At 65.4% G+C, this 20112-nt stretch carries 21 protein-coding genes; 10 read left to right on the forward strand and 11 right to left on the reverse strand.

The window, feature by feature from the left end; genetic code table 11:
* Positions 1–22: 22 nt before the first annotated feature.
* Complete coding sequence (locus tag AC3WJR_RS05515; RefSeq protein WP_492722968.1) at positions 23–1186, reverse strand: glycosyltransferase; 1164 nt, start codon at positions 1184–1186, stop codon at positions 23–25.
* Positions 1187–1554: 368 nt separating this feature from the next.
* On the opposite strand from AC3WJR_RS05515, the gene AC3WJR_RS05520 reads away from it, so the two are divergent.
* Positions 1555–3192 (forward strand): inorganic phosphate transporter, encoded by a 1638-nt coding sequence (locus AC3WJR_RS05520; protein ID WP_492722970.1) that lies wholly within the window; start codon positions 1555–1557, stop codon positions 3190–3192.
* Positions 3193–3446: 254 nt separating this feature from the next.
* Here AC3WJR_RS05520 and rsmD read toward each other — a convergent pair whose 3' ends face one another.
* Together rsmD and AC3WJR_RS05530 are read right to left on the reverse strand one after the other, a co-directional pair.
* Entirely contained in the window at positions 3447–3983 is a 537-nt protein-coding gene (gene rsmD / locus AC3WJR_RS05525; RefSeq protein ID WP_354281524.1) for a 16S rRNA (guanine(966)-N(2))-methyltransferase RsmD, read from the reverse strand.
* Positions 3983–5308, reverse strand: a complete 1326-nt coding sequence (locus AC3WJR_RS05530) for a pseudouridine synthase (protein ID WP_492722973.1) — start codon at positions 5306–5308, stop codon at positions 3983–3985. Before AC3WJR_RS05530 ends, rsmD begins: the two co-directional genes overlap by 1 nt.
* A 147-nt stretch (positions 5309–5455) precedes the next feature.
* Here AC3WJR_RS05530 and AC3WJR_RS05535 point away from each other — a divergent pair, with 147 nt between their 5' ends.
* Positions 5456–5887, forward strand: a complete 432-nt coding sequence (locus AC3WJR_RS05535) for a response regulator (protein WP_354281521.1) — start codon at positions 5456–5458, stop codon at positions 5885–5887.
* 104 nt (positions 5888–5991) lie between these two features.
* Positions 5992–7311, forward strand: a complete 1320-nt coding sequence (locus AC3WJR_RS05540) for an AmpG family muropeptide MFS transporter (RefSeq protein ID WP_492722975.1) — start codon at positions 5992–5994, stop codon at positions 7309–7311.
* Here the strand turns inward: AC3WJR_RS05540 and AC3WJR_RS05545 are convergent.
* The 7 genes from AC3WJR_RS05545 to AC3WJR_RS05575 form a co-directional block, all read right to left on the reverse strand.
* A complete protein-coding gene (locus AC3WJR_RS05545) occupies positions 7298–7741 on the reverse strand; it encodes a DUF6628 family protein (RefSeq protein WP_492722977.1) in 444 nt (147 codons plus the stop codon). The two genes, AC3WJR_RS05540 and AC3WJR_RS05545, sit on opposite strands and share 14 nt — an antisense overlap.
* Before the next feature lie 71 nt (positions 7742–7812).
* Entirely contained in the window at positions 7813–9147 is a 1335-nt protein-coding gene (locus AC3WJR_RS05550; protein WP_492722979.1) for a bifunctional folylpolyglutamate synthase/dihydrofolate synthase, read from the reverse strand.
* Between the two features lie 139 nt (positions 9148–9286).
* Positions 9287–10147, reverse strand: a complete 861-nt coding sequence (accD, locus tag AC3WJR_RS05555) for an acetyl-CoA carboxylase, carboxyltransferase subunit beta (RefSeq protein ID WP_492722981.1) — start codon at positions 10145–10147, stop codon at positions 9287–9289.
* A complete protein-coding gene (gene trpA, locus AC3WJR_RS05560; RefSeq protein WP_492722983.1) occupies positions 10144–10962 on the reverse strand; it encodes a tryptophan synthase subunit alpha in 819 nt (272 codons plus the stop codon). The genes accD and trpA overlap by 4 nt, the downstream gene beginning before the upstream one ends.
* Positions 10959–11168, reverse strand: coding sequence for a hypothetical protein (locus AC3WJR_RS05565; RefSeq protein ID WP_492722985.1), 210 nt, complete (start codon positions 11166–11168; stop codon positions 10959–10961). Before AC3WJR_RS05565 ends, trpA begins: the two co-directional genes overlap by 4 nt.
* A complete protein-coding gene (gene trpB, locus AC3WJR_RS05570) occupies positions 11165–12424 on the reverse strand; it encodes a tryptophan synthase subunit beta (protein WP_492722987.1) in 1260 nt (419 codons plus the stop codon). Before trpB ends, AC3WJR_RS05565 begins: the two co-directional genes overlap by 4 nt.
* 85 nt (positions 12425–12509) lie before the next feature.
* A complete protein-coding gene (locus AC3WJR_RS05575) occupies positions 12510–13700 on the reverse strand; it encodes an MFS transporter (RefSeq protein ID WP_492722989.1) in 1191 nt (396 codons plus the stop codon).
* Between the two features lie 138 nt (positions 13701–13838).
* Between AC3WJR_RS05575 and AC3WJR_RS05580 the strand changes: the two genes are divergently transcribed.
* From AC3WJR_RS05580 to thiE, 3 genes are all read left to right on the forward strand, one after another.
* Positions 13839–14747, forward strand: a complete 909-nt coding sequence (locus AC3WJR_RS05580; RefSeq protein WP_354281504.1) for a class I fructose-bisphosphate aldolase — start codon at positions 13839–13841, stop codon at positions 14745–14747.
* Between the two features lie 39 nt (positions 14748–14786).
* Positions 14787–15089, forward strand: coding sequence for a hypothetical protein (locus tag AC3WJR_RS05585; protein WP_492722991.1), 303 nt, complete (start codon positions 14787–14789; stop codon positions 15087–15089).
* Between the two features lie 135 nt (positions 15090–15224).
* Positions 15225–15908: a thiamine phosphate synthase gene (thiE, locus tag AC3WJR_RS05590; RefSeq protein WP_492722993.1), complete on the forward strand. Its 684-nt coding sequence runs from the start codon at positions 15225–15227 to the stop codon at positions 15906–15908.
* 90 nt (positions 15909–15998) lie between these two features.
* On the opposite strand, the gene AC3WJR_RS05595 is transcribed toward thiE, so the two are convergent.
* The gene (locus tag AC3WJR_RS05595; protein WP_354281499.1) at positions 15999–16490 is read right to left on the reverse strand and encodes a peptidoglycan L,D-endopeptidase MepK; all 492 of its coding nucleotides are present in this window, start codon (positions 16488–16490) and stop codon (positions 15999–16001) included.
* 188 nt (positions 16491–16678) lie between these two features.
* On the opposite strand from AC3WJR_RS05595, the gene AC3WJR_RS05600 reads away from it, so the two are divergent.
* From AC3WJR_RS05600 to AC3WJR_RS05615, 4 genes are all read left to right on the forward strand, one after another.
* The gene (locus AC3WJR_RS05600; RefSeq protein ID WP_492722996.1) at positions 16679–17653 is read left to right on the forward strand and encodes a L,D-transpeptidase family protein; all 975 of its coding nucleotides are present in this window, start codon (positions 16679–16681) and stop codon (positions 17651–17653) included.
* A 12-nt stretch (positions 17654–17665) separates the two neighbouring features.
* Positions 17666–18301 carry a M23 family metallopeptidase gene (locus AC3WJR_RS05605; RefSeq protein WP_492722999.1) on the forward strand — a complete coding sequence of 212 codons (636 nt, stop codon included), beginning with the start codon at positions 17666–17668 and terminating at the stop codon, positions 18299–18301.
* Between the two features lie 66 nt (positions 18302–18367).
* The gene (gene efp / locus AC3WJR_RS05610) at positions 18368–18931 is read left to right on the forward strand and encodes an elongation factor P (RefSeq protein WP_010216636.1); all 564 of its coding nucleotides are present in this window, start codon (positions 18368–18370) and stop codon (positions 18929–18931) included.
* A gap of 147 nt (positions 18932–19078) precedes the next feature.
* Positions 19079–19891, forward strand: coding sequence for an inositol monophosphatase family protein (locus AC3WJR_RS05615; protein ID WP_354281493.1), 813 nt, complete (start codon positions 19079–19081; stop codon positions 19889–19891).
* Positions 19892–20112 lie beyond the last annotated feature (221 nt).

Genomic DNA, 20112 nt, shown 5'->3' on the forward strand with positions numbered 1-20112 from the left:
ACGGGGTTTCGCGCCAGTGCGGTCAACGCGCGGCGGTGGCAACCGGTGCGGGGTAGATTGCAAGCGTTTCCCGGGACATATCGACGGACCGTGCCTCGGTAAGTTGGCGCACCAAAGCTATGTAGAGCACACTGGCGCGATCGACCGTATACTGTGCGGCGGCGGTGCGGCGGGCCGCGATCACGGATGCCGGCTCGGGCAAGACCGCCACCGCCATCGCCTCCGCCAGCGCGGCGGGATCGCCAACCGGGACGATTCGCCCGTAGGCGCCGTGCCCGACCAGATCGTCCATCGAAACGCAGCAACGGGTCGAGACGATCGGAATGCCGGCGGCCAACGCCTCGATCAGGACCGCCGGAACACCCTCATAATCCGACGAGAGCACCAGCGCATCGGCGTCCGCCAGCCATGCCTCGGTCGTCGCAACATGCCCCGGCAAACGGACACGACCGGCGATGCCGAGCGACCACGCCTTCGTTTCGAGCATCGCGCGTTCGGCACCTTCCCCTAGAATAGTTAGTTGGTCGTCGGGGGTGGAGAATCGCGCAAACGCATCGATTAGCAGCGAAAAGTTCTTCTGCGGCGCGAGACGCCCGACCGCCAGATAGTGCCGCCCGCGACGGTCCCTCGGGCTGGTATCGCGCAGGCTCGCGAGCCGCTCGAGGTCGTCCGCCCCCAGCGCCGGGTCCTCGATCACGCTGATCCGGTCATGCGGTACGCCGATCAACCCTGCGATCTCGTCACGCATCGCAGGGGCAAGGCCGACGAAGTGATCGATCCAGCGCCCCTGCAGCCGCAACCACGCGCGATAGAACCACCGCAACAACGGCGGCATGTCGTTCCGGACCAGGCAGTTGCTGATCTTTGCGATGATCGGCGGGCAGGTGGGGCCGACCAGCAACCGCAACATGACTGCAACCGATGTGTAGGTGTTGCCGGCGCAAAACACCGCATCGGGGCGGTCGTCCCGCACCCGGCGACGCAAAGCGAGCACCAGCAGCGCAAAGGCGATCAGTCCGCGCGAATGCGACCGATTACCGGCGCGGGTGACATATGAGAGCGCAAGCGGCGGCGGCGTGCGCGAATCGGCGACGACGATTTCGGATCGCACGCCCAGATCGACCCATGCGGCATGCAGGCGCGCGGCGATGCGTTCGACTCCCCCCGGCGCGAATCCGTACAGCATCGTAACGATCTTAACTGGCGGACAGCCGTTTGCGATCGCCGTCGCTGCCGACGGCTCCGCAACAGCGCCACGCGTCCCAGACGCGACCGGCATCGTATAAAGCTCCCCCCGACGCCCCCCTCGGCGTCACGACCGTCCTACGCCGCGGCTGCGAGGCGAGCAACCAGCCTGTGTTCTACGGCAAGGTGCAAGCCCAGACGGTCGTCAATTGCGACACGGTCGCGTGTCCCGACTATGGAACGAATGCCGCCGCGTCCCTACCTTCCGAATGGTTCGGGCTGGTCTTTGGCGTCGGACACCGCTATCGGCGCGCAACACCTGTACATCTGAACCACCCGTAACCAACCGAGTGAAGGCCTTTCACAGCCATGGCTACTACCTTGTCGGCGCCTCTCGAATCCGAGGTCGCGAGCGGCCCCCGGTTGGATCATCAACTGTTCCCTGCGGGGCGTTGGCTGTTCCTGGGAATCATGGTGGCGGGGCTGGCCTTCGCAGGCTTCAGCATCTTTACCGATACCAAGCAGGTCGGCGAGGGACTCGCGGTCGGTACGTTCGCGTTCCTTGCACTTGCCTTGTTGATCGCGCTTGGTTTCGAATTCGTTAACGGGTTCCATGACACCGCCAATGCCGTCGCCACCGTCATCTACACGCACGCGATGCCGGCGCCGCTCGCAGTGGTATGGTCGGGCTTCTTCAACTTCCTCGGCGTCATGGCGTCGAGCGGGGCGGTTGCGTATTCGATCATCACGCTGCTGCCGGTCGACCTCATCCTGCACGTAGGAAGCAGCGCCGGGTTCGCGATGATCTTCGCGTTGTTGCTTGCAGCGGTGTTGTGGAACCTTGCGACGTGGTTCGTCGGATTGCCGAACTCGTCGAGCCACGCGTTGATCGGGTCGATCCTCGGCGTGGGCTTCGCGAATCAGCTGATGTCGTCGGGTACCGGCGGCACGTCGGGCGTCGACTGGAGCCAGGCGACCAAGGTGCTGACCGGGCTGTGGATGGCACCGCTGATCGGCTTTGGTGCAGCGGCCCTGTTGCTGGTCGTGATGAAGTTCGTGCTCAAGAACCCGAAACTGTACAAGGAGCCGGAGGGCAACGCCCCGCCGCCCAAGGGCGTTCGGGCGTTGCTGATCTTTACCTGCACCGCCGTCAGCTTTGCGCATGGCGGCAATGACGGGCAGAAGGGCATGGGGCTGATCATGCTGATCCTGATCGGCTGCGCACCCACCGCCTACGCGCTCAACCGCACGATGCCCGAAAGCCAGACGCCGGCGTTCGTCGCAAGCGCGAATGCTGCGTCCAATGCGTTCTCGGTCCATGCCGCGGGCGCGACCATGACGACGGTAGACGAGGCGCGCGACGTGCTGACCGGCGCGCTCAAGGAACGCAAGGCATCGACCCCACGCGTATATGCGGCGGCGTCGTCGCTGTCGCGCGATCTTGGCCAGCGGATCGGCGCGTTCGGGTCGCTCAACAAGGTCTCGGCGGCGGCGACCCCCAATCTGCGCAACGACATGTATTTGGTGCTTGATACCACGCGTCTCGCCACCAAGGACAAGAAGGCCGCGGCCGCGATCTTCAGCGAGCCCGAACTCAAAGCGATTACCGGTTATCAGACCAATCTCGAGAAGGGCACGCGCTACATCCCGACCTGGGTGAAGATCACCGTCGCGCTCGCCTTGGGGTTGGGGACGATGGTCGGCTGGCGGCGGATCGTCATCACGGTCGGCGAGAAGATCGGCAAGACCCACCTGACGTACGGCATGGGCGCGTCCGCTGAGCTCGTCGCGGCAGGGACGATCATGGCGGCGGAAGTCTATGGCCTGCCGGTTTCGACAACGCATATCCTGTCGTCAGGCGTGGCCGGTGCCTCGGTCGCCAACGGGGCCGGGCTGCAGGGACGCACCGTCATCAACATGGCACTGGCGTGGGTGCTGACGCTGCCGGTGGCGATGGCGCTGTCCGGCGGGCTGTACGTCCTGTTCGTGGCGATCACGAAAATGTGATTGCGATGGGGGCTGTCTGCGGTCTCTTCGCAGGTGGTCTTCGCCCGTTCGGGCGGGTCGTCTGGCGAGACGGATCGGGTAGCCTCGCCATCGGACGTTCCCCCGCGAAGGCGGGAATCCAGAGTCGAGCAGAACAGCGGCTTACAGTGCGCGCGACTCCTGGACTCCCGCCTTTGCGGGAGAACAGGTGTGTTTCGCAGCGGCCATGCTTTGGCGGGAAACAGCAGGGGTATTGAATGCCCTGCCTAAAGGCTTCACCCCCGCCGCAGGAGCGTCAGCCGTGCCTTGCCGTGGACTCGTGTCACGTCCTCGACGAACCCTGCCACTTCGATCCGGTCGGGCTTGGCGGTCTCGATGCTGATCCACGTCGCATCGCCGACCCAGCCAAGCCGCGCGAGCTTGTCGAGCGCGACCGCGCCCGCATTGCTGTCATAGGGCGGGTCCATCAAAATCAGGTCGAGCGGCGCGACCGCATGGCCGAGCGCAAGTACCGACTGCGCACGGACGTCCGCCTTGGCGGACAATTTGGCGATGTTGGTGCGGAGCGCGTCGAGCGCTGGCTTGTCCTGTTCAACGAAAACGCACGACGCGGCACCGCGCGACAGCGCTTCGAGACCCAGCGCGCCCGATCCCGCAAAGAGATCCGCAACGCTCAGGTCCTCGAAACTGCCCAAACGGCTTGCCAGCATCGAGAACAGGGCCTCGCGAACCCGGTCCGCGGTCGGACGCGTCGCGTCTCCCTTGGGGGCGACGAGCGGGCGGCCGCGCCATGCTCCGGCGATAATGCGCATTACTTACGAGTCCGTGGTGGGCGTGGGTTGGTCGGGCGAGGGGTCGAGCGATCGCCGGTCGGCCGCGCGGTTCCGGGCCGAGCAGCCCCTGGTCCGGCAGCACCGGGCCGCGCAGCATTAGGACGTACACCGACAGGACGCGCAGATGGTCGGGCCGAAGCGTCGCTGCTGGCACCGCGTGGGGTCTTGGCGCGGACGTTGCGGCCGAGTTCGGGATTGAACACGCGCGCGGGGCGCCCGTCGGGCGTTCGCGCCGGGGTTGTCGCGGCGGGGGCACCCGCCTTGGGTTTGGCGTCGTAGAAGCGCTTTACCTTGGGCGCCTTGGTCACGACGATCCCCTCGCGCCGCGGGTCGGCCGACGCCCGGCGGGGCTCGGCGAACGCTGCGCGATCGCTGTCGTTCGCAACGGCGCGCGTGATCCGTGTCGCGCTCGGGCGGGACGCGGGGCGGGCGCTGCGCTGCGGACGCTCGGGCACAGGCGTTGCCTGGGGTTTGGGACGATCCCCCGACGGACCCTTGATCCGCTCGGGCTGGAGCATCCGCTTGGGATCTTTACGGAACGCGGCAACATCATGCGCGCGGACCTCGCCGATCGCGCCGGGCGACAGGTCACCGAGCAGGAACGGCCCGTAGCGCGTGCGAATGAGGCGCGAGACCTTGAGCCCGAGGAATTCCAAGACACGGCGAACTTCGCGGTTCTTGCCCTCGGTCAGGATCATCTCGATCCACACGTTCGCGCCGGTGCGGCGTTCGAGATTGGCGTTGATCGACCCGTAGCGAACACCTTCGATCTCGATCCCGTGGATCAGTTCCTCGAGCTGCTCCTGCGTCACCTGGCCATAGGCGCGCGCACGATACGCACGCTCCACGCCGGTCGCGGGCAGTTCGAGCTGGCGCTTCAATTCGCCGTCGGTGGTGAGAAGCAACAGCCCCTCCGTGTTGAGATCTAGCCGACCGACCGGGACCAGCCGCGGCAGATCCTGCGGCAAGCGATCGTAGATCGTCGGACGGCCCGCGGGATCGCGCTCGGTCACGAGCAGCCCGGACGGCTTGTGGTAGAGGAACAGGCGCGCATCGGCTGGCGCGGCGACGGGGTTGCCGTCGACCGTCACGCCGTCGAGCGAAGCGAGGATCGTCGCGGGCGTATCAATGACGACGCCGTGGCGCGCGACGCGTCCCTCGGCGATCATGCGTTCGACTTCACGGCGCGAAGCTATGCCCGCGCGGGCCAGCAGCTTGGCGATCCGTTGCTCGTCTTCGGCGCGCTCGCGAGGGGTGGTTGCGGCGCCCGGCGCGGCAGTTTTTGGGGGACGGTATTTTGACACGTCGCCCTGATACCCAAATTCGTCCTCGTGTGTTGAACAAAAAGATTTGCGCCCGATCTTGTAGTCGAGCGTTAAGGCACGGGTGCGTAACGAGGGCGGTACGCACGACGCCATTTTCGGCGCGGTACAGAAGGTGGGGCACCGAACATGCTGTTCGGACGTAAAAAGCGGCGGATCTGCAAGCTGCTGCTCGTCGAGGACGAGCCGCTGGTCGCGTTCGATACTGAACATTGTCTGCGGGATGCAGAATATGAGATCGTTGCGACGGTCGACCGCGTCACGGATGCAATGGCGGTGATCGATTCCGGCGTCGAACTCGACTTGGTACTTCTCGACATCAGTCTTGCGGACGGTAGCGGCGTGGATGTCGCCCATGCAGCGCATGCTAAGGGCATCGCAGTCCTGTTCGTCACGGGTCAGTGCCCGCAAGGTGCGCGCGAGGTCGCCAATGGCTGTCTCGCCAAGCCCTATGCGCAACGCGATCTGCTCGCGTCGATCTCTGCGATCGAGGCGGTGCTGGACGGCAAGGCACCCAAGCGCATGCCGTCGGGCTTCAGTCTGTTCGCGAAGGCCGCCTGACGCGTCGGCGGACGGCGCGATCCGGTCCGCTCTTCCGCTGCGCGTTTTAGACGTTAGGGTCGCCCGCGACGGCAACCGACTTACGCGGCAGGGGCACGATACGCATGGATGGCACGAGCGGGCGCGACCCGAGCTGGTCGGATGGCATCCGCCCGTATTTCGAAAAAGCGCCGTTGGCGGCACTGGCGCTCGGGATTTCGTCGGGCTTTCCGTTCGCGATGATTGGCGCGACGCTGACGACGCGCCTCGCGCAGAGCGGGATCACCAAGTCGACCGTCACGGCATTCAGCCTGGCGTTCCTCGTCTATAATCTAAAATGGCTGTGGGCGTGGATCGTCGATGGCGTGCGGTTGCCGCTGATCGGCGCGCTCGGCCAGCGTGTATCGTGGCTGCTCGTTGCGGGGACGCTGGTGATTGCGGCGGTCGCGCATCTCGCGCTGATCGATCCGAAGGCGGACATCTTTGCAACCGCGGTTGCCGCAATCCTGGTCGGCGCAGCGGGCGCGACCTTCGACATCGTGATCGACGCCTATCGCATCGAACTGCTCGAGCCACGCCAGTTGGGCATTGGATCGGGCATGTCGCAATATGGCTGGCGGCTCGGGTCGGCAGGGGCGGGGGCGGTCGCGCTGGTCGTGGCAGCGCGGTTCGGCTGGGCCAATGCCTATCTCGTGTGCGCGGCCTTCGCCTTGCCTGCCATGCTTGCGGGGCTGATCTGCGGCGAACCGACGAACCGGCGTGCGCCGGAGAAGCGTCGTCCCGGCCTCGCCAGCCTTGGCACGTCTATCCTCGGGCCGTTCCTGCAGTTCTTCCAGCGGCGTGGCGCAGTGCTGGTGCTGTTGTTCATCCTGATTCACAAGATTGGCGACACGCTGGCGAACCTGACTTTCCGGCTGTTGTTCGATTCGCTCCAGTTCACCAATGACGAGATCGCTTTCTACGACGTGTGGGTCGGGTTTCTCGCCTTCATGGTGGGCATCTTCGTCGGCGGCATGTTGTACACGCGGCTCGGGCTCAAGCGTTCGGTGCTGGCATCGTTGGTGCTGATGATGCTTTCCAACCTGAGCTTCGCCGGGCTTGCTGCGGCAGGGCATTCGAACCTCGGCATGGCGAGCGCGATCGGGTTCGAGAATTTCTCGAGCGGGATCGGCGGCGTGACCGTGGTCGCCTATTTCTCCGCGCTGACCAATTCGCGCTTTACCGCCGCGCAATATGCGCTGATTTCGGCGGCTGCGAGCATCGTCGGGCGCTTCGTGACGGGGACCACCGCGGGCGGGCTGATCGACTCTATGGGCTATGTGAACTTCTACCTACTCACGACGCTCGCTGCGCTGCCGGGGGTGCTGCTGTTCTGGTGGATGAGCCGGGCCGGGCTGATCGATGCGTCGATCGGTGCGACGGAGGGCGACGTCACTCCGCGGTAATCGGCCGTCCCGCGTCGGCGAAGGCTTGTGCGACGACCGTGATGCTCGCCAGCACGCCATCGGGCTGGCGCGCGCCGATCAGGTCGGCGAGCAACAGGTGCGCGCTGTCGGGTGCGGTTTCCGCGCGCGCGACGATCGTCAGCATCGCGTGTTCGGCATGCGTCATCCGGCGGCAGCAGCACGGTGCGATCGAGATCGCGCAGGATGCACCGCCGGCAATGTCCGCCATCATCGCGCGCAGCAGCGTCAGCGGACGGCGGAACTCGGTGCCGAACGCCTGCATCAACGCCTGCGCGGCATGCGCGTCCTTGAGGCCGTGCGCGCCCATCCGTCGGAAGGCGAACAACAACAGTCGCGCGTTTGGATCCTCCGGCAGCAGGTGCGGGAGGGCAGCAGGCAGGGCGAGCGCAGCGGAATGATTCGCAGTCATAAGGGGATGCTCCGTGGGGGTGGAAGCATCCTCTTCCAGTCGCTATTGCAAGTCAATCGCAATAATATCGGTCAGTCCGGCAGTTCGCCGTTCGCGCGGAGCACTTCACCCGCGAGGTAGAGCGAACCCAAGATCAGCACGATCGGCGGCTCGGCCACATCGGCGATCTCGACGATATCGCGTAAGGCATCGGCGATGCCGTCGGCGGTGTGCGCCGCGATCCCGAGCGTATGTGCGACCGTCGCGAGTGCGTGCGGCGCGTGGTGTTCGTGGTTCGCGATCGGGACCGCGTGAAGCGTCGTTGCGATCTCCGCGAACGGGCTCAGTAACCCGGCCGGATCTTTGTTCGACAGCATCCCGAGAACAAGATGGACGTCGCTTCGTCCGATGCCGGGTGTGGCGATCTCCCGCATCGTTGCAGCGATCGCTCCCGCTGCCGCGGGGTTGTGCCCGCCGTCCAGCCACAGCTGGCTACCGGGCGGGAGCAGATTGACGAGGGGCCCGGGGTGGAGCCGTTGCATGCGGGCGGGCCAATGTGTCTTACGCGCGGCGTGGGCAAAGGCTTCCTCCGGCACCGGTAACAGCTTCTGGTGGCGTATCATCGCGATCGCCAACGCCAAATTGCCCGGTTGATGCGGCCCGGCCATCGCGGGGAGCGGAATATGGACGCTCCCGACGGCGTCTTCGTACCGCAGGGTCGTCGCGTCGGTCGACATGTGCCAGGACGTACCGAGGGCGACCACCGGCGCGTCCGCCTGCATCGCAACCTGCGCAACACGCGCCGCAAGGTCGGGTTCGTAATGCATCGTGACGAGCGCCGCACCGGATTTGGCGATTCCCGCTTTCTCGCCTGCGATCCCGACCGCACTGTCGCCGAGGAAGCTTTGGTGATCGATCCCGAGTTGGGCGATACCGGTCACGAGCGGGTGCGCAATGACATTGGTCGCGTCAAGCCGTCCCCCAAGGCCGACCTCGATCACGCACGCATCCGCCGGGGTGCGTGCGAAGGCGAGAAACGCGACGGCGGTGGTGACTTCGAAGAAGCTTGCGCCGATGTCGCCGCCCGCATCGAGGACTTCGGCGAGGAGTGCGGCAAGCATCGCATCGTCGATCAGTTGCCCCGCGACGCGAATGCGTTCGTTGAAGCGGACGAGGTGTGGGCTGGTGTAGGCGTGGACCGTGTATCCCGCGGCTTCGAGCGCACTGCGCAGGAACGCACAGGTCGATCCCTTGCCGTTGGTGCCGGCGACGTGGAACACCGGCGGCAAGCGGTCCTGCGGGTTGCCAAGTCGGTCGAGCAGGAGCGTGATCCGTTCGAGACCGAGGATGTCGGCACCGGGGGACAGCGCCCACAACCGGTCGAGCTGTGCCTGAACGGCGGTGTCAGTGGAGACGGCGTGGTCCATCTTCTTCTCCCTCTCCCCGCTTGCGGGGAGAGGGCCGGGGAGAGGGGCGGTCCAGCACGCCACCCCAACCGTACTGCCCCTTTCCCTCGCTTCGGCTTCGCCTCGCTTGCCCTCTCCCCGCAAGCGGGGAGAGGGAGATTTACGCCGCTGCGCTCTTGCTGCCGAGATAGTCGATCAGGCTCGCGAGCGTCGTGCGCAGGTCGCGGCGGTGCTTCACCATGTCGATCATGCCGTGTTCGAGCAGATATTCGGCGCGCTGGAACCCGTCGGGCAGTTTCTCGCGGATCGTCTGCTCGATCACGCGTTGCCCGGCAAAGCCGATCAACGCGCCCGGTTCGGCGATCTGAACGTCGCCCAGCATCGCATAGCTGGCGGTCACGCCACCCGTGGTCGGATCGGTCAGCACGACGATATAGGGCAGCCCCGCATCGTGCAGCATCTGGATCGCCACCGTCGCGCGCGGCATCTGCATCAGTGAGAGAATGCCCTCCTGCATCCGCGCACCGCCGGCAGCGGTGAAGATGATGTACGGGCAATTGTCCTGGATCGCGGTCTCGACCCCGCGCACGAACGCCTCGCCGACCGCCAGACCCATCGATCCGCCCATGAATGCGAAGTCCTGGACACCGATGACCGCACGACGGCCATCGATCGTCCCGCGCGCGGTGATCAGCGCATCGCCCTCGGACGTTGCTGCGCGCGCCGCCTTGATCCGGTCGACATAGCGTTTGGTATCGCGGAACTTGAGTGGGTCGTCGGGGACCTTGGGGAGCGGGACGATCGTGTAAGAGCCAGCATCAAAGACATATTGGAAGCGCAGGATCGGCCCGATCCGTTCGTGGTGGTCGCAATGCGGGCAGACGTGGAGATTGTCTTCCAGCTCCTTGACGAACAGCATCTGTCCGCAGCCCTTGCACTTGTGCCAGAGCGTGTCGGGCGTCTCCTTCTTGATCGGGACGACGAGCGAGAGCGCGTTGCGGACGCTGGTGATCCAGGTCATGCGGGAACTCCTTTGCGGGCGGCGTGGACGGCCGTCGACAGGGATTGGATATAGCTGCGCACCGCGTCGGGCGCAGCCGCGCCATGCTGCGCGACCAGTTCTACGATCGCCGAGCCAACGACGACGCCGTCCGCGACCTTCGCGATGGCCGCCGCCTGATCCGGCGTACGAACGCCGAAGCCGACCGCGATCGGCAAGTCGGTCGATGCTTTCAGACGCGCGACGGCGGCTTCGATCGATCCTTGGACTGCCTGTTGCAGACCGGTGATCCCGGCGACCGAGACGTAATAGACGAAGCCGCTCGCGCCATCGAGCACCGCGGGCAGGCGCGCCGCGTCGGTCGTCGGGGTGGCGAGCCGGATCGGATCGATCCCGGCGGCGCGAAGCGATGGCCCGAGTTCGGCGTCTTCCTCGGGTGGGATATCGACGCAAATCACGCCGTCCACGCCCGCATCACGCGCGGCGGCAGCGAACCAGTCGCCACCGCGGATCGTCATCGGGTTGGCATAGCCCATCAGCACCAGCGGCGTATCCGGGTGCCGTGTACGGAAAGCCTTGGCGATGCCGAGGATATCTGCGGTGCGCGTGCCCGCGAGCAGGCTGCGGATGTTCGCGGCCTGGATCGCGGGACCATCGGCCATCGGATCGGTGAACGGCATGCCGAGCTCGATCACGTCGGCACCACCCTCGACAAGCGCGTCGAGGATCGCGCCGGTGGCGGCGGGGGTGGGGTCGCCCGCAGTGACGAACGCGACAAGCGCGGGGTGGCCCTTGGCAAAGGCGGCGGAAAGGCGGGTTCCAGCAACTGGAGTCATCGTCCCGACCTCCAGTTGCCGAAGAGGTTGCTCGCGGCTCCCGCAATCGCACCAATCTTCGCCGAGTCCAGCGCACGTGGGACGTGCAGCGTCCAGCGCTGGACGTCGATGCCGAACGCACTGACCTCACGCACGATCAGCGCGACGACCGCACCGACCACCGCAGCGGTGACGACGTCCGAAAGGCCGCTCCCACGCGCGCTCAAATCGCCACCCCGAGCGCTTCCGCGACGGTGAAGATGTCCTTGTCGCCACGCCCGCACAGATTGGCGAGGATGATCTGGTCGCGATCCATATCGCGCGCGCGCTTGGCGACTGCGGCGATCGCGTGGGCCGGTTCGAGCGCGGGGATGATGCCTTCGGTGCGGCACAGCAGCTGGAACGCATCCAGCGCCTCGGTGTCGCCGATCGCGGTATATTCGACCCGCCCGATCTCGTGCAGCCAGCTATGCTCGGGGCCGATGCCCGGATAGTCGAGACCCGCCGAGATCGAATGCGCCTCGGTGATCTGGCCGTCCTCGTCCTGCAGCAAATAGGTCTTGTTGCCGTGAAGGATGCCCGGCGCGCCGCCGGCAAGCGATGCCGCATGTTCCTTGTCGAGCCCGCGACCCGCCGCTTCGACGCCCAGCATTTTGACGTCTGCGTCGTCGAGGAACGGGTGGAACAGCCCGATCGCGTTCGACCCGCCACCGATCGCCGCGACGAGCAGGTCGGGCAGGCGGTCGATCCGCGACAGCATCTGCGCGCGCGCTTCCTTGCCGATTACGCTCTGGAAGTCGCGAACGAGTTCCGGATAGGGATGGGGCCCTGCGGCGGTGCCGATTATGTAGAAGGTGTCGTGGACGTTCGCGACCCAGTCGCGCATCCCTTCGTTCATCGCGTCCTTGAGCGAATGCGAGCCGCTCGTCACCGGGCGCACTTCCGCGCCGAGCAGCTTCATGCGGAACACGTTGGGGGCCTGCCGCGCAATGTCCTTTGCACCCATGTAGATCACGCACGGCAGACCGAAGCGCGCACAGACCGTTGCGGTGGCGACACCGTGCTGACCCGCGCCGGTCTCGGCGATGATCCGCGTCTTGCCCATCCGCATCGCAAGCAGGATCTGCCCGATGCAATTGTTGATTTTGTGCGCGCCGGTGTGGTTGAGTTCGTCGCGCTTGAACCAGATCTGCGCGCCTTTCCCCTCGGCTGCGGACTCGCGCAGCGTCTCGGTCAGGCGTTCGGCATAGTACAGCGGGCTCGGGCGGCCGACATAATGTTCCAGCAGATCGTCGAACTGCGCCTGAAAAGCCGGGTCGGCCTTGGCCGCGCGATACGCTTGGTCGAGCTCTAGCACGAGCGGCATCAGCGTCTCGGCGACGTAGCGGCCACCGAACTGGCCGAAATGCCCGTTGTCATCGGGTTGCTGGCGCAGGCTGTTGGCCTGCGCGAGCGGCGGGGTGGTGTCGGAAAGCAGGGTCATCGCGCCAGCGTTTAGCAGGAAGCGAGCGCGTTCCAAGGGGGTTTGCCGAGACCGCGGTCATCACGATACCGGGCAGCGCGACTGCTTATGGGTTTTCGGGCCGTCGCCGATCGAACAGCAGGAACAAGGTCAATCCGACTCCGCCGATCGCAGCGCCGATCACACTGGTCAGGCCCCATCCGCCCGACGCCACGCTGGCGCTGCCAATCACCGATCCCGTCGCACCGAAGACGAAGACGATCGTCATATAAGCAGCGTTGATCCGTCCGCCGGCATTGGGGTCCAGCCCGAAGATGATCCGCTGCCCCGAGATCTGGTTGAGTTGCACCGCCGCATCGATGAGCACCGCGCTGACCCCGAATGCGATCAGGCTACCCGCGGCGACGACCATGTCGGATCCGAGGAACGACAACGTCAACAGCATGAGCCCCCCGAACGTCGTGCTGCGCGACAGCCCGTGGTCCGCCAGCCATCCGGCGACGGGGGCGATCAGCGCGCCGCCTGCACCGGCTAGCGCGAACAGCGCGACGCCGTTCGCGCCAAGCCCGAACCGCTGGGTCAGCACGATCGGCGCTGCGGTCCAGAACATGTTGAACGCGATGAACAGCAACGCCTGATAGGCGGCGCGCAACCGCAGCACGGGATAGCGTCGCAGCAGGTCGACCGACGATGCCAGCAGCGCACCATAACGCAATGTGCTGTCGGGGCGTCGCGCAGGCAGCATCGTCAGCAGCGCGACGCCGACCAGTGCGGTGATCCCGGCGGACAGGAAGAACATCGCGCGCCACCCTGCCAATCCGGCGACGAAGCTGGCGATCGGGCGCGCGAGCATGATGCCGGTCAACAGGCCGCTCATCACCAGTCCGATCGTGCGGCCTTGCCGCGCCTGGCTGCTGAGCTTCGCGGCGAGCGGCACGAGGACCTGTACGCCGACTGAGCAAACCCCCGTCACCAAGGCTGCGGCGAGGAACGTCACCGGGCCTTTCGCGAGCGCGATCCCGAGCGAGCCGAGCACTGCGCCCGCGGTCGAAATGAGAATAAGGCGTTTGTTCTCGACCAGATCCGACAATGGCACGATGAACGCGAGCCCCAGTCCGTAGCCCAACTGCGTCAGCGTCACGATCGTCCCCGCCAATCCCGCGGACAGGCCGATGTCGACCCCGATCTGTTCGATCAGCGTCTGTGCGTAATACAGGTTGGCAACCATCGCCCCGCAGGCGACCGCCATGAGCAGCGTTACTGCGGGTGAGAGATCGTGGGTGTCGGCTTGGCTCATCGGAGCGCGAAAACGCTGCCCCGCCTGAAATAGCAAGAGCTAAGCCGCTGAATTGGCCTCGCTGAGGGAATGGCGCGTTGCAGTCGCGCGGGCGGCTGGGTATCACGCCGCCAAACATTCTCGTGGAGGACCCAAACCATGACGCCAGCCGTCCAAGCCATTCTCGACAAGTACGAATCGGACAGTCCCGCAACCAAGACCAACCTTGGCCGCATCCTGATGCAGGGCAAGCTGGGCGGGACCGGCAAGCTCGTTATCCTGCCTGTCGACCAGGGCTTCGAACATGGCCCGGCGCGCAGTTTCGCGGTCAACCCCGCTGCATACGACCCCCATTACCACTATCAGCTCGCGATCGACGCAGGGCTTTCGGCCTATGCCGCGCCGCTCGGGATGCTCGAAGCAGGCGCAGGGACGTTCGCTGGGCAGATCCCGACGATCCTCAAGGTCAACAGCTCGAACAGCTGGGCGCAGGGTGCCAATCAGGCCGTAACCGCCTCGGTCGAGGATGCGGTCCGCCTGGGTTGTGCCGCGATCGGCTTTACCATCTATCCGGGGTCGGACGATCTGTTCGACATGATCGGCCAGATCCGCGAAATGTCCGCCGAGGCCAAGTCGGTCGGCATCGCAACCGTCATCTGGTCCTATCCGCGCGGCGGGATGCTGCCCAAGTCGGGCGAGCTCGCGCTCGATGTCGGTGCCTATGCCGCGCACATGGCGGCATTGCTGGGCGCGCACATCATCAAGGTGAAGCTGCCGAGCGATCATATCGAGCAGAAGGACGCCAAGCCGATGTACGAGGGCACCGACTGGTCCAACCAGGCGGACCGTGTCCGTCACGTCGTGCAGTCGAGCTTCGCCGGACGCCGGATCGTCGTCTTCTCGGGTGGTGCGTCCAAGGGGTCGGATGCGGTCTATCAGGATGCGCGCGACATTCTCGCAGGCGGTGGCAACGGGTCGATCATCGGCCGCAACACCTTCCAGCGCCCGCGCGCGGAGGCACTGGAAATGCTCGCCAAGATCATCGCGATCTACAAGGGCGAGGCGTAAGACACAGCGGCGTTCGCCTATCATCGGAGCCTCGGTCCGATGATAGGCGTGCTGCTCGGGATCGCGGTGGTCGAGATGCTCGTCGTGCATCTAGTGCTGGTCGCGGCGTTCGGGTGGACCGTCGCGATCCTCGTCGGCGTCGTCGACGTTGCCGCGGTTCTTGATCTCACGTTGCTGTTGCGGTCGTTCAAACGGTTGCCGGTCGTTTTGACGGCTGACGTGCTGATGATGCGGACGGGGTTCCTGAAATCGCTGACGGTCCCGTCGCGCAGATCGCCGGGAAAGGCCGGACTTGGGATGCCGCCACACTTAAGCAGCGGGGCGTCGTCAACTTCGCACTGATCGGTTGGCCGAATGTCTGGCTCGACCTCGACCCGCCGGTCCAGCATCGTCGCGGCACGCCTGTATCGGCGATTGCGCACAAGCTTGATGATCCCGTGGCTTTCCATGCCGCGATCGCGGCGCTATCGGCAGCGCATGGACATTGAAGACCCGCTCGGCCCGCTCGACCCCAATTTCGGTGCGCAATTCCAGCGCGACTACCGGCGCCCACCGTGTCAGCTGTATCTCGTCTCGCCGCTGGACGTCGGCGGCGCGTTTCCCGATCGGCTGAAGCGCGCGCTCGAGGCGGGGCCTGTCGCCGCGTTCCAGTTCCGCGTGAAGGACATCGACCAGCACAGCGCGGCTGCGCTTGCCGAGCCGTTGCAGCGGATATGCGCGGATGCCGACGTCGCGTTCATCGTCAACGACAGCATCGCATTGGCCAAGCGCCTTGGTGCGGACGGCGTGCACCTCGGGCAGGGGGACGGTGATCCGCAGGAAGCCCGCAGCGAACTGGGTGCGGCGGCGCAGATCGGCGTTACGTGTCACGCCAGCCGCCATCTTGCGATGGAAGCCGGCGAGGCGGGGGCGGACTATGTTGCGTTCGGCGCGTTCCATCCGACGGTGACGAAAACGACCGAACATGTCGCTGATCCCGTTTTGCTCAGCTGGTGGTCGACCGTGTTCGAAATCCCGTGCGTCGCGATCGGCGGGATCACGCCGGTTACTGCGCCGGCCCTCGTCACGGCGGGAGCGGACTTCCTCGCCGTGTCACACGCCGTCTGGGGCGGGGATGAAGCCGCCGCAGTGCAAGCATTCGAGGCGGCACTGGCCCGGTAACGAACCGGTGCCAGCTGGCTACGGATCCCTCCGTTTGCGCTGAGCAGGGTCGACCTCTCGACGGCGTTCAGGGCAAACGGGATGGACAGCCTACCAGTGCCGTACCCGTCCGGTGTCGACGTGGACGAAACCATCGCGCGGATAATAGCCGACACCCCCGCCACCCAGGGCAAGCGCTGCGCCCCGCAGGCGGTCGAGCGAAACGCCCGGCACGACGATGTCGGTCGCCTTGCCGAGCATGTGCTGGCTCATATGGGCGACGCCGGTGTGCTTGCCACCCGCAGACCGGAGCCGGGCATTGGTCTTGGGTGACCGATAGCCGGAGATCAGGTCGATCTTGCGATTGCCACTGAGTTCCAGCTTCTGTCGAAGCGAGACCAGCAGAGCGAGCAGGCGGCGGTCCATTCCGATCGTTTCGCCGGTGCGCCAATCGCGCAGGCCGTGGTTCAGTTCGGCAAGTCCCGCGGCCACGAACTGACCCGATCGTGCAAACACCGCATCAACCGTCTCGTTGGTGTGGACGTTGCGGATCGCAAGCCGCCATTCGATCCCCTTGGCCATGGCGGGTAGGGGCAGCGCCATGGCCGTAGCGCCCATGATCGCGCCGCCCAGAACAGCGCGCCGGGAAAGCGGCTCCAGACATTTCGTATTCGTAACGGAGCCAAGTGGTCGATCTGTCGTTATGTCCATGGCGTTGCATGTAGGGGACTGAAACCGTGCTAAAAACCTTCACCGGATTGGCTTGTCTGGCCTTGGCCCCGGTTGGTCTCATGAGTGCCACCGCGGCAGGAACAAATGCGCCTCAGGCCAATCCGTCGACCCCGACCCGGCTCGATCTGTCGATCCTTCACGCGCAGGTGATTCTCGACCATCTAGGGTTTTCGCCGGGGGTCCTCGACGGACGCGAAGGCAAGTCGCTCGCGGCGGCGCTGAACGGTTTTCAGGAAGTGCAGGGGTTGCCCAAGACTGGCAAGCTTGATCAGAAAACGCTGCAGGCGCTGTATCCGCATCGGGCGTTTCGCCCGACGCAGCGGATCACGCTGAATGATGCAATCCTTGCAGGGCCCTACACCAACCCGTTGCCGAAGGACCCGGCACTCCAGTCGAAGCTCCCCGCGCTCGGATACAAGACCGTGATGGAGAAGCTGGGCGAGATGTTCCACACGACCCCTGCGGTGCTGCTCGAACTCAACAGCCCAAATACGAAGCTGACCGCCGGAACGCAGATCGTCGTTCCCAACGCCATCACGACGGGGCGCGCCTACGACGCCAAGCTGCCCGAGGCATGGCGCAAGACACTCACGGACCTCAACGTCGACTCGACCCAGCCGGTCGGGGCAAAAATCGTCGTTTCGAAGTCGAAGGAAGTTCTGCGCGTACTCGACAAGGACGGAAAGCTGGTCGCGCAGTTCATGGCGACCATGGGGAGCACGCATGATCCGCTTCCAATCGGGACGTGGAAGGTGAAGGGCGCGTCGTATAACCCCGAGTTCCACTTCAACCCGGACCTGTTCTGGGACGCGAAGAAGAGCGCCAAGCAGGCGCTCCTTCCCCCGGGGCCGAATGGTCCGGTCGGTGTTGTCTGGCTTGATTTGTCCAAGCCGCATTACGGCATACACGGCACGCCTTCTCCCGAGACGATCGGGCGGGCGGAAAGCCACGGTTGCATCCGGTTGACCAACTGGGATGCCGCGCGACTCGCGATGATGGTCAAGCCCGGTACGCCGGCCGTGTTCCAGAGCTGATCGGGCTTCGGTATGCGGCGGTTCGGTTTGCTCGCGCTCGGGCTGCTGGTTGCGGTCGTCGGGCTCTGGATTGGCGCGCTGGTCCTGTTGCCGGACGCGCCGGCGGGAATGCCTGAAACTGCGCAAGGGCCACTCGCGCGGTTGCGGCTGGCAGTACGATGGCAGCCGCAACCGGTTGATATTGGCGCGGGGCGGGGCAGGGCAATCCTGCTCGGTATGCCGGTGTCGGGTGTTGCGCGGAGCGACATTCACGATTCCTGGGGCGACGCGCGCGAAGACGGCGCACGCGAGCATCATGGCACCGACGTGATGGCTGCTGCTAATACGCCAGTGGTTGCAGCCGCGCCGGGGGTGGTCGAGAAATTGTGGAATAGTGGTGCAGGGGGCATCACCGTCTATGTTCGATCCCCGGCACGGACGTGGACGCATTATTATGCGCACCTCGCCGCATATGCGCCCGGATTGCACGAGGGGCAGTCGATCGCCAACGGTCAGCTGCTGGGATATGTCGGGGATACCGGCAACGCGGGGGCAGGGAATTATCATCTTCATTTCGGCCTGACCCGAACCGATCCCGCGCAAAATTGGTACGAGGGGACCGACGTCGATCCGTTCCCCTATCTTGCCGGGAAGCCGCTGCCCGGCTAAGGCCTCGCGCCACGGAGGCGCATAAATGCGTCTCCTCTTTGGCTCTTTGCAACGCAGGCTCACCCCATGAAGATCAACGCGGTCGAAATCCGTCCCGGCAACATTCTCGAATATGAAGGCGGCATCTGGCGTGCGGTGAAGATCCAGCACACCCAGCCCGGCAAGGGCGGCGCTTATATGCAGGTCGAGCTGAAAAACCTGATCGACGGCCGCAAGAACAACGTCCGCTTCCGCTCGGCCGAGAGCCTCGAGAAGGTCCGGCTCGACACGGTCGACTTCCAGTTCCTGTTCCGCGAGGGCGACACGCTGACCTTTATGGACAAGATCAATTACGAGCAGATCACGCTCGACGCGGACATTCTCGGGGACGCGGCGGCATTCCTGCAGGACGGCATGGATGTCGTGATGGAATTGTGGGAGGAGCGCCCGATCTCGGTGCAGCTCCCCGACACCATCGAGGCGTTGATCGTCGAGGCGGATGCGGTGGTGAAGGGGCAGACCGCCTCGTCGAGCTACAAGCCCGCGATCCTTGAGAATGGCGTCCGCGTGATGGTCCCGCCGCATATCGGCGCAGGGACGCGGATCGTCGTCGATGTCTACGAACAGACTTATGTGAAGCGCGCCGAATAACGCTTCTCCCTCTCCGCGCATGCGGGGAGAGGGTGGCCGAACGAAGCGAGGACGGGAGAGGGGCAGTATCGTAGCGCCCCGCACTGTACTGCCCCTCTCCCCGACCCTCTCCCCGCAAGCGGGGAGAGGGAGAAGAAAGAAAAAGATATGCCCTCCCATTCCGGTCTGATGACCGTCATCGATCGCGCCGCCCGCAAGGCCGGCCCGCGCTTGCGCCGCGATTTCAACGAGGTTCAGCAGCTGCAGGTCAGCCGCAAGGGCCCGGCCGATTTCGTGACGATCGCCGACCAGCGCGCCGAGCAGACGCTCTACGAGGAACTGTCGCGCGCACGCCCCGACTGGGGCTTCCTGATGGAAGAGCGCGGCGAAGTCGCCGGCGACCCCAACAAGCCGCGCTTCATCGTCGATCCGCTCGATGGCACGACCAACTTCCTCCACGGCATCCCGCATTTCGCGATCTCGATTGCGGTCGAGGAGCCGATGCCCAACGGCAAGCGCGAGATCACCTCGGCGATGGTCTATCAGCCGATCACAGACGAAGCGTTCTGGGCCGAGAAGGGCCGGGGCGCGTGGGTGCAGGAACAGCGGTTGCGCGTTTCGGCACGGCGTGACCTTGCCGACTCGCTGATCGCGACGGGAATCCCGTTCCTCGGCCACGGCAATTTCGCCGAATGGTCGCGCATCTTCGGCGCGATCGCGCCTGAAGTCGCCGGGATCCGGCGGATGGGATCGGCCGCGCTCGATCTCGCCTGGGTCGCGGCCGGACGGTACGACGGCTATTGGGAATCGGGTCTCAAGGCGTGGGATGCTGCGGCCGGCTTGTTGCTGGTCAAGGAAGCGGGCGGATTCGTCACCGACTTCCGCGGCGGTGAGAAGATGATGGAACGCAGCGAGTTCCTCGCGGCGAACGACGGGTTGCAAACCCGGCTCCACAAACTGCTGGCCGGCGCGCTGCGCTGAGGGGCGGGGGTGCGGTTGCGCTCCCCGACTCCGTCATCCCCGCGCAGGCGGGGATCCATACTCGCTGGCCTCGGTCGCCCTTGCCGCCGCTGCATCAAGAGATTTCCGCCTGCGCGAGAATGACGGAAGTTAGTCGGCGGTGTTACGGCGCTGTTAGAAACCCCTTCCAAACGCCTGTTGCGATTCATTCTCACACCCGCAACCCTTGCCCCTAAAAGCCC

Source organism: Sphingomonas sp. FW306-05-A, assembly GCF_058782275.1.

What these genes read in the sequence shown, in the direction of transcription:
- AC3WJR_RS05515 (WP_492722968.1), bottom strand. Translation starts at nt 1,186, where the DNA reads ATGCTGTACGGATTCGCGCCGGGGGGAGTCGAACGCATCGCCGCGCGC.
- AC3WJR_RS05520 (WP_492722970.1), top strand. Translation starts at nt 1,555, where the DNA reads ATGGCTACTACCTTGTCGGCGCCTCTCGAATCCGAGGTCGCGAGCGGC.
- AC3WJR_RS05545 (WP_492722977.1), bottom strand. Translation starts at nt 7,741, where the DNA reads ATGACTGCGAATCATTCCGCTGCGCTCGCCCTGCCTGCTGCCCTCCCG.
- thiE (WP_492722993.1), top strand. Translation starts at nt 15,225, where the DNA reads ATGGACATTGAAGACCCGCTCGGCCCGCTCGACCCCAATTTCGGTGCG.
- trpA (WP_492722983.1), bottom strand. Translation starts at nt 10,962, where the DNA reads ATGACTCCAGTTGCTGGAACCCGCCTTTCCGCCGCCTTTGCCAAGGGC.
- AC3WJR_RS05580 (WP_354281504.1), top strand. Translation starts at nt 13,839, where the DNA reads ATGACGCCAGCCGTCCAAGCCATTCTCGACAAGTACGAATCGGACAGT.
- AC3WJR_RS05600 (WP_492722996.1), top strand. Translation starts at nt 16,679, where the DNA reads ATGAGTGCCACCGCGGCAGGAACAAATGCGCCTCAGGCCAATCCGTCG.
- efp (WP_010216636.1), top strand. Translation starts at nt 18,368, where the DNA reads ATGAAGATCAACGCGGTCGAAATCCGTCCCGGCAACATTCTCGAATAT.
- AC3WJR_RS05595 (WP_354281499.1), bottom strand. Translation starts at nt 16,490, where the DNA reads ATGGCGCTGCCCCTACCCGCCATGGCCAAGGGGATCGAATGGCGGCTT.
- accD (WP_492722981.1), bottom strand. Translation starts at nt 10,147, where the DNA reads ATGACCTGGATCACCAGCGTCCGCAACGCGCTCTCGCTCGTCGTCCCG.
- AC3WJR_RS05575 (WP_492722989.1), bottom strand. Translation starts at nt 13,700, where the DNA reads ATGAGCCAAGCCGACACCCACGATCTCTCACCCGCAGTAACGCTGCTC.
- AC3WJR_RS05540 (WP_492722975.1), top strand. Translation starts at nt 5,992, where the DNA reads ATGGATGGCACGAGCGGGCGCGACCCGAGCTGGTCGGATGGCATCCGC.
- AC3WJR_RS05535 (WP_354281521.1), top strand. Translation starts at nt 5,456, where the DNA reads ATGCTGTTCGGACGTAAAAAGCGGCGGATCTGCAAGCTGCTGCTCGTC.
- AC3WJR_RS05615 (WP_354281493.1), top strand. Translation starts at nt 19,079, where the DNA reads ATGCCCTCCCATTCCGGTCTGATGACCGTCATCGATCGCGCCGCCCGC.
- trpB (WP_492722987.1), bottom strand. Translation starts at nt 12,424, where the DNA reads ATGACCCTGCTTTCCGACACCACCCCGCCGCTCGCGCAGGCCAACAGC.
- AC3WJR_RS05550 (WP_492722979.1), bottom strand. Translation starts at nt 9,147, where the DNA reads ATGGACCACGCCGTCTCCACTGACACCGCCGTTCAGGCACAGCTCGAC.
- AC3WJR_RS05585 (WP_492722991.1), top strand. Translation starts at nt 14,787, where the DNA reads ATGATAGGCGTGCTGCTCGGGATCGCGGTGGTCGAGATGCTCGTCGTG.
- rsmD (WP_354281524.1), bottom strand. Translation starts at nt 3,983, where the DNA reads ATGCGCATTATCGCCGGAGCATGGCGCGGCCGCCCGCTCGTCGCCCCC.
- AC3WJR_RS05605 (WP_492722999.1), top strand. Translation starts at nt 17,666, where the DNA reads ATGCGGCGGTTCGGTTTGCTCGCGCTCGGGCTGCTGGTTGCGGTCGTC.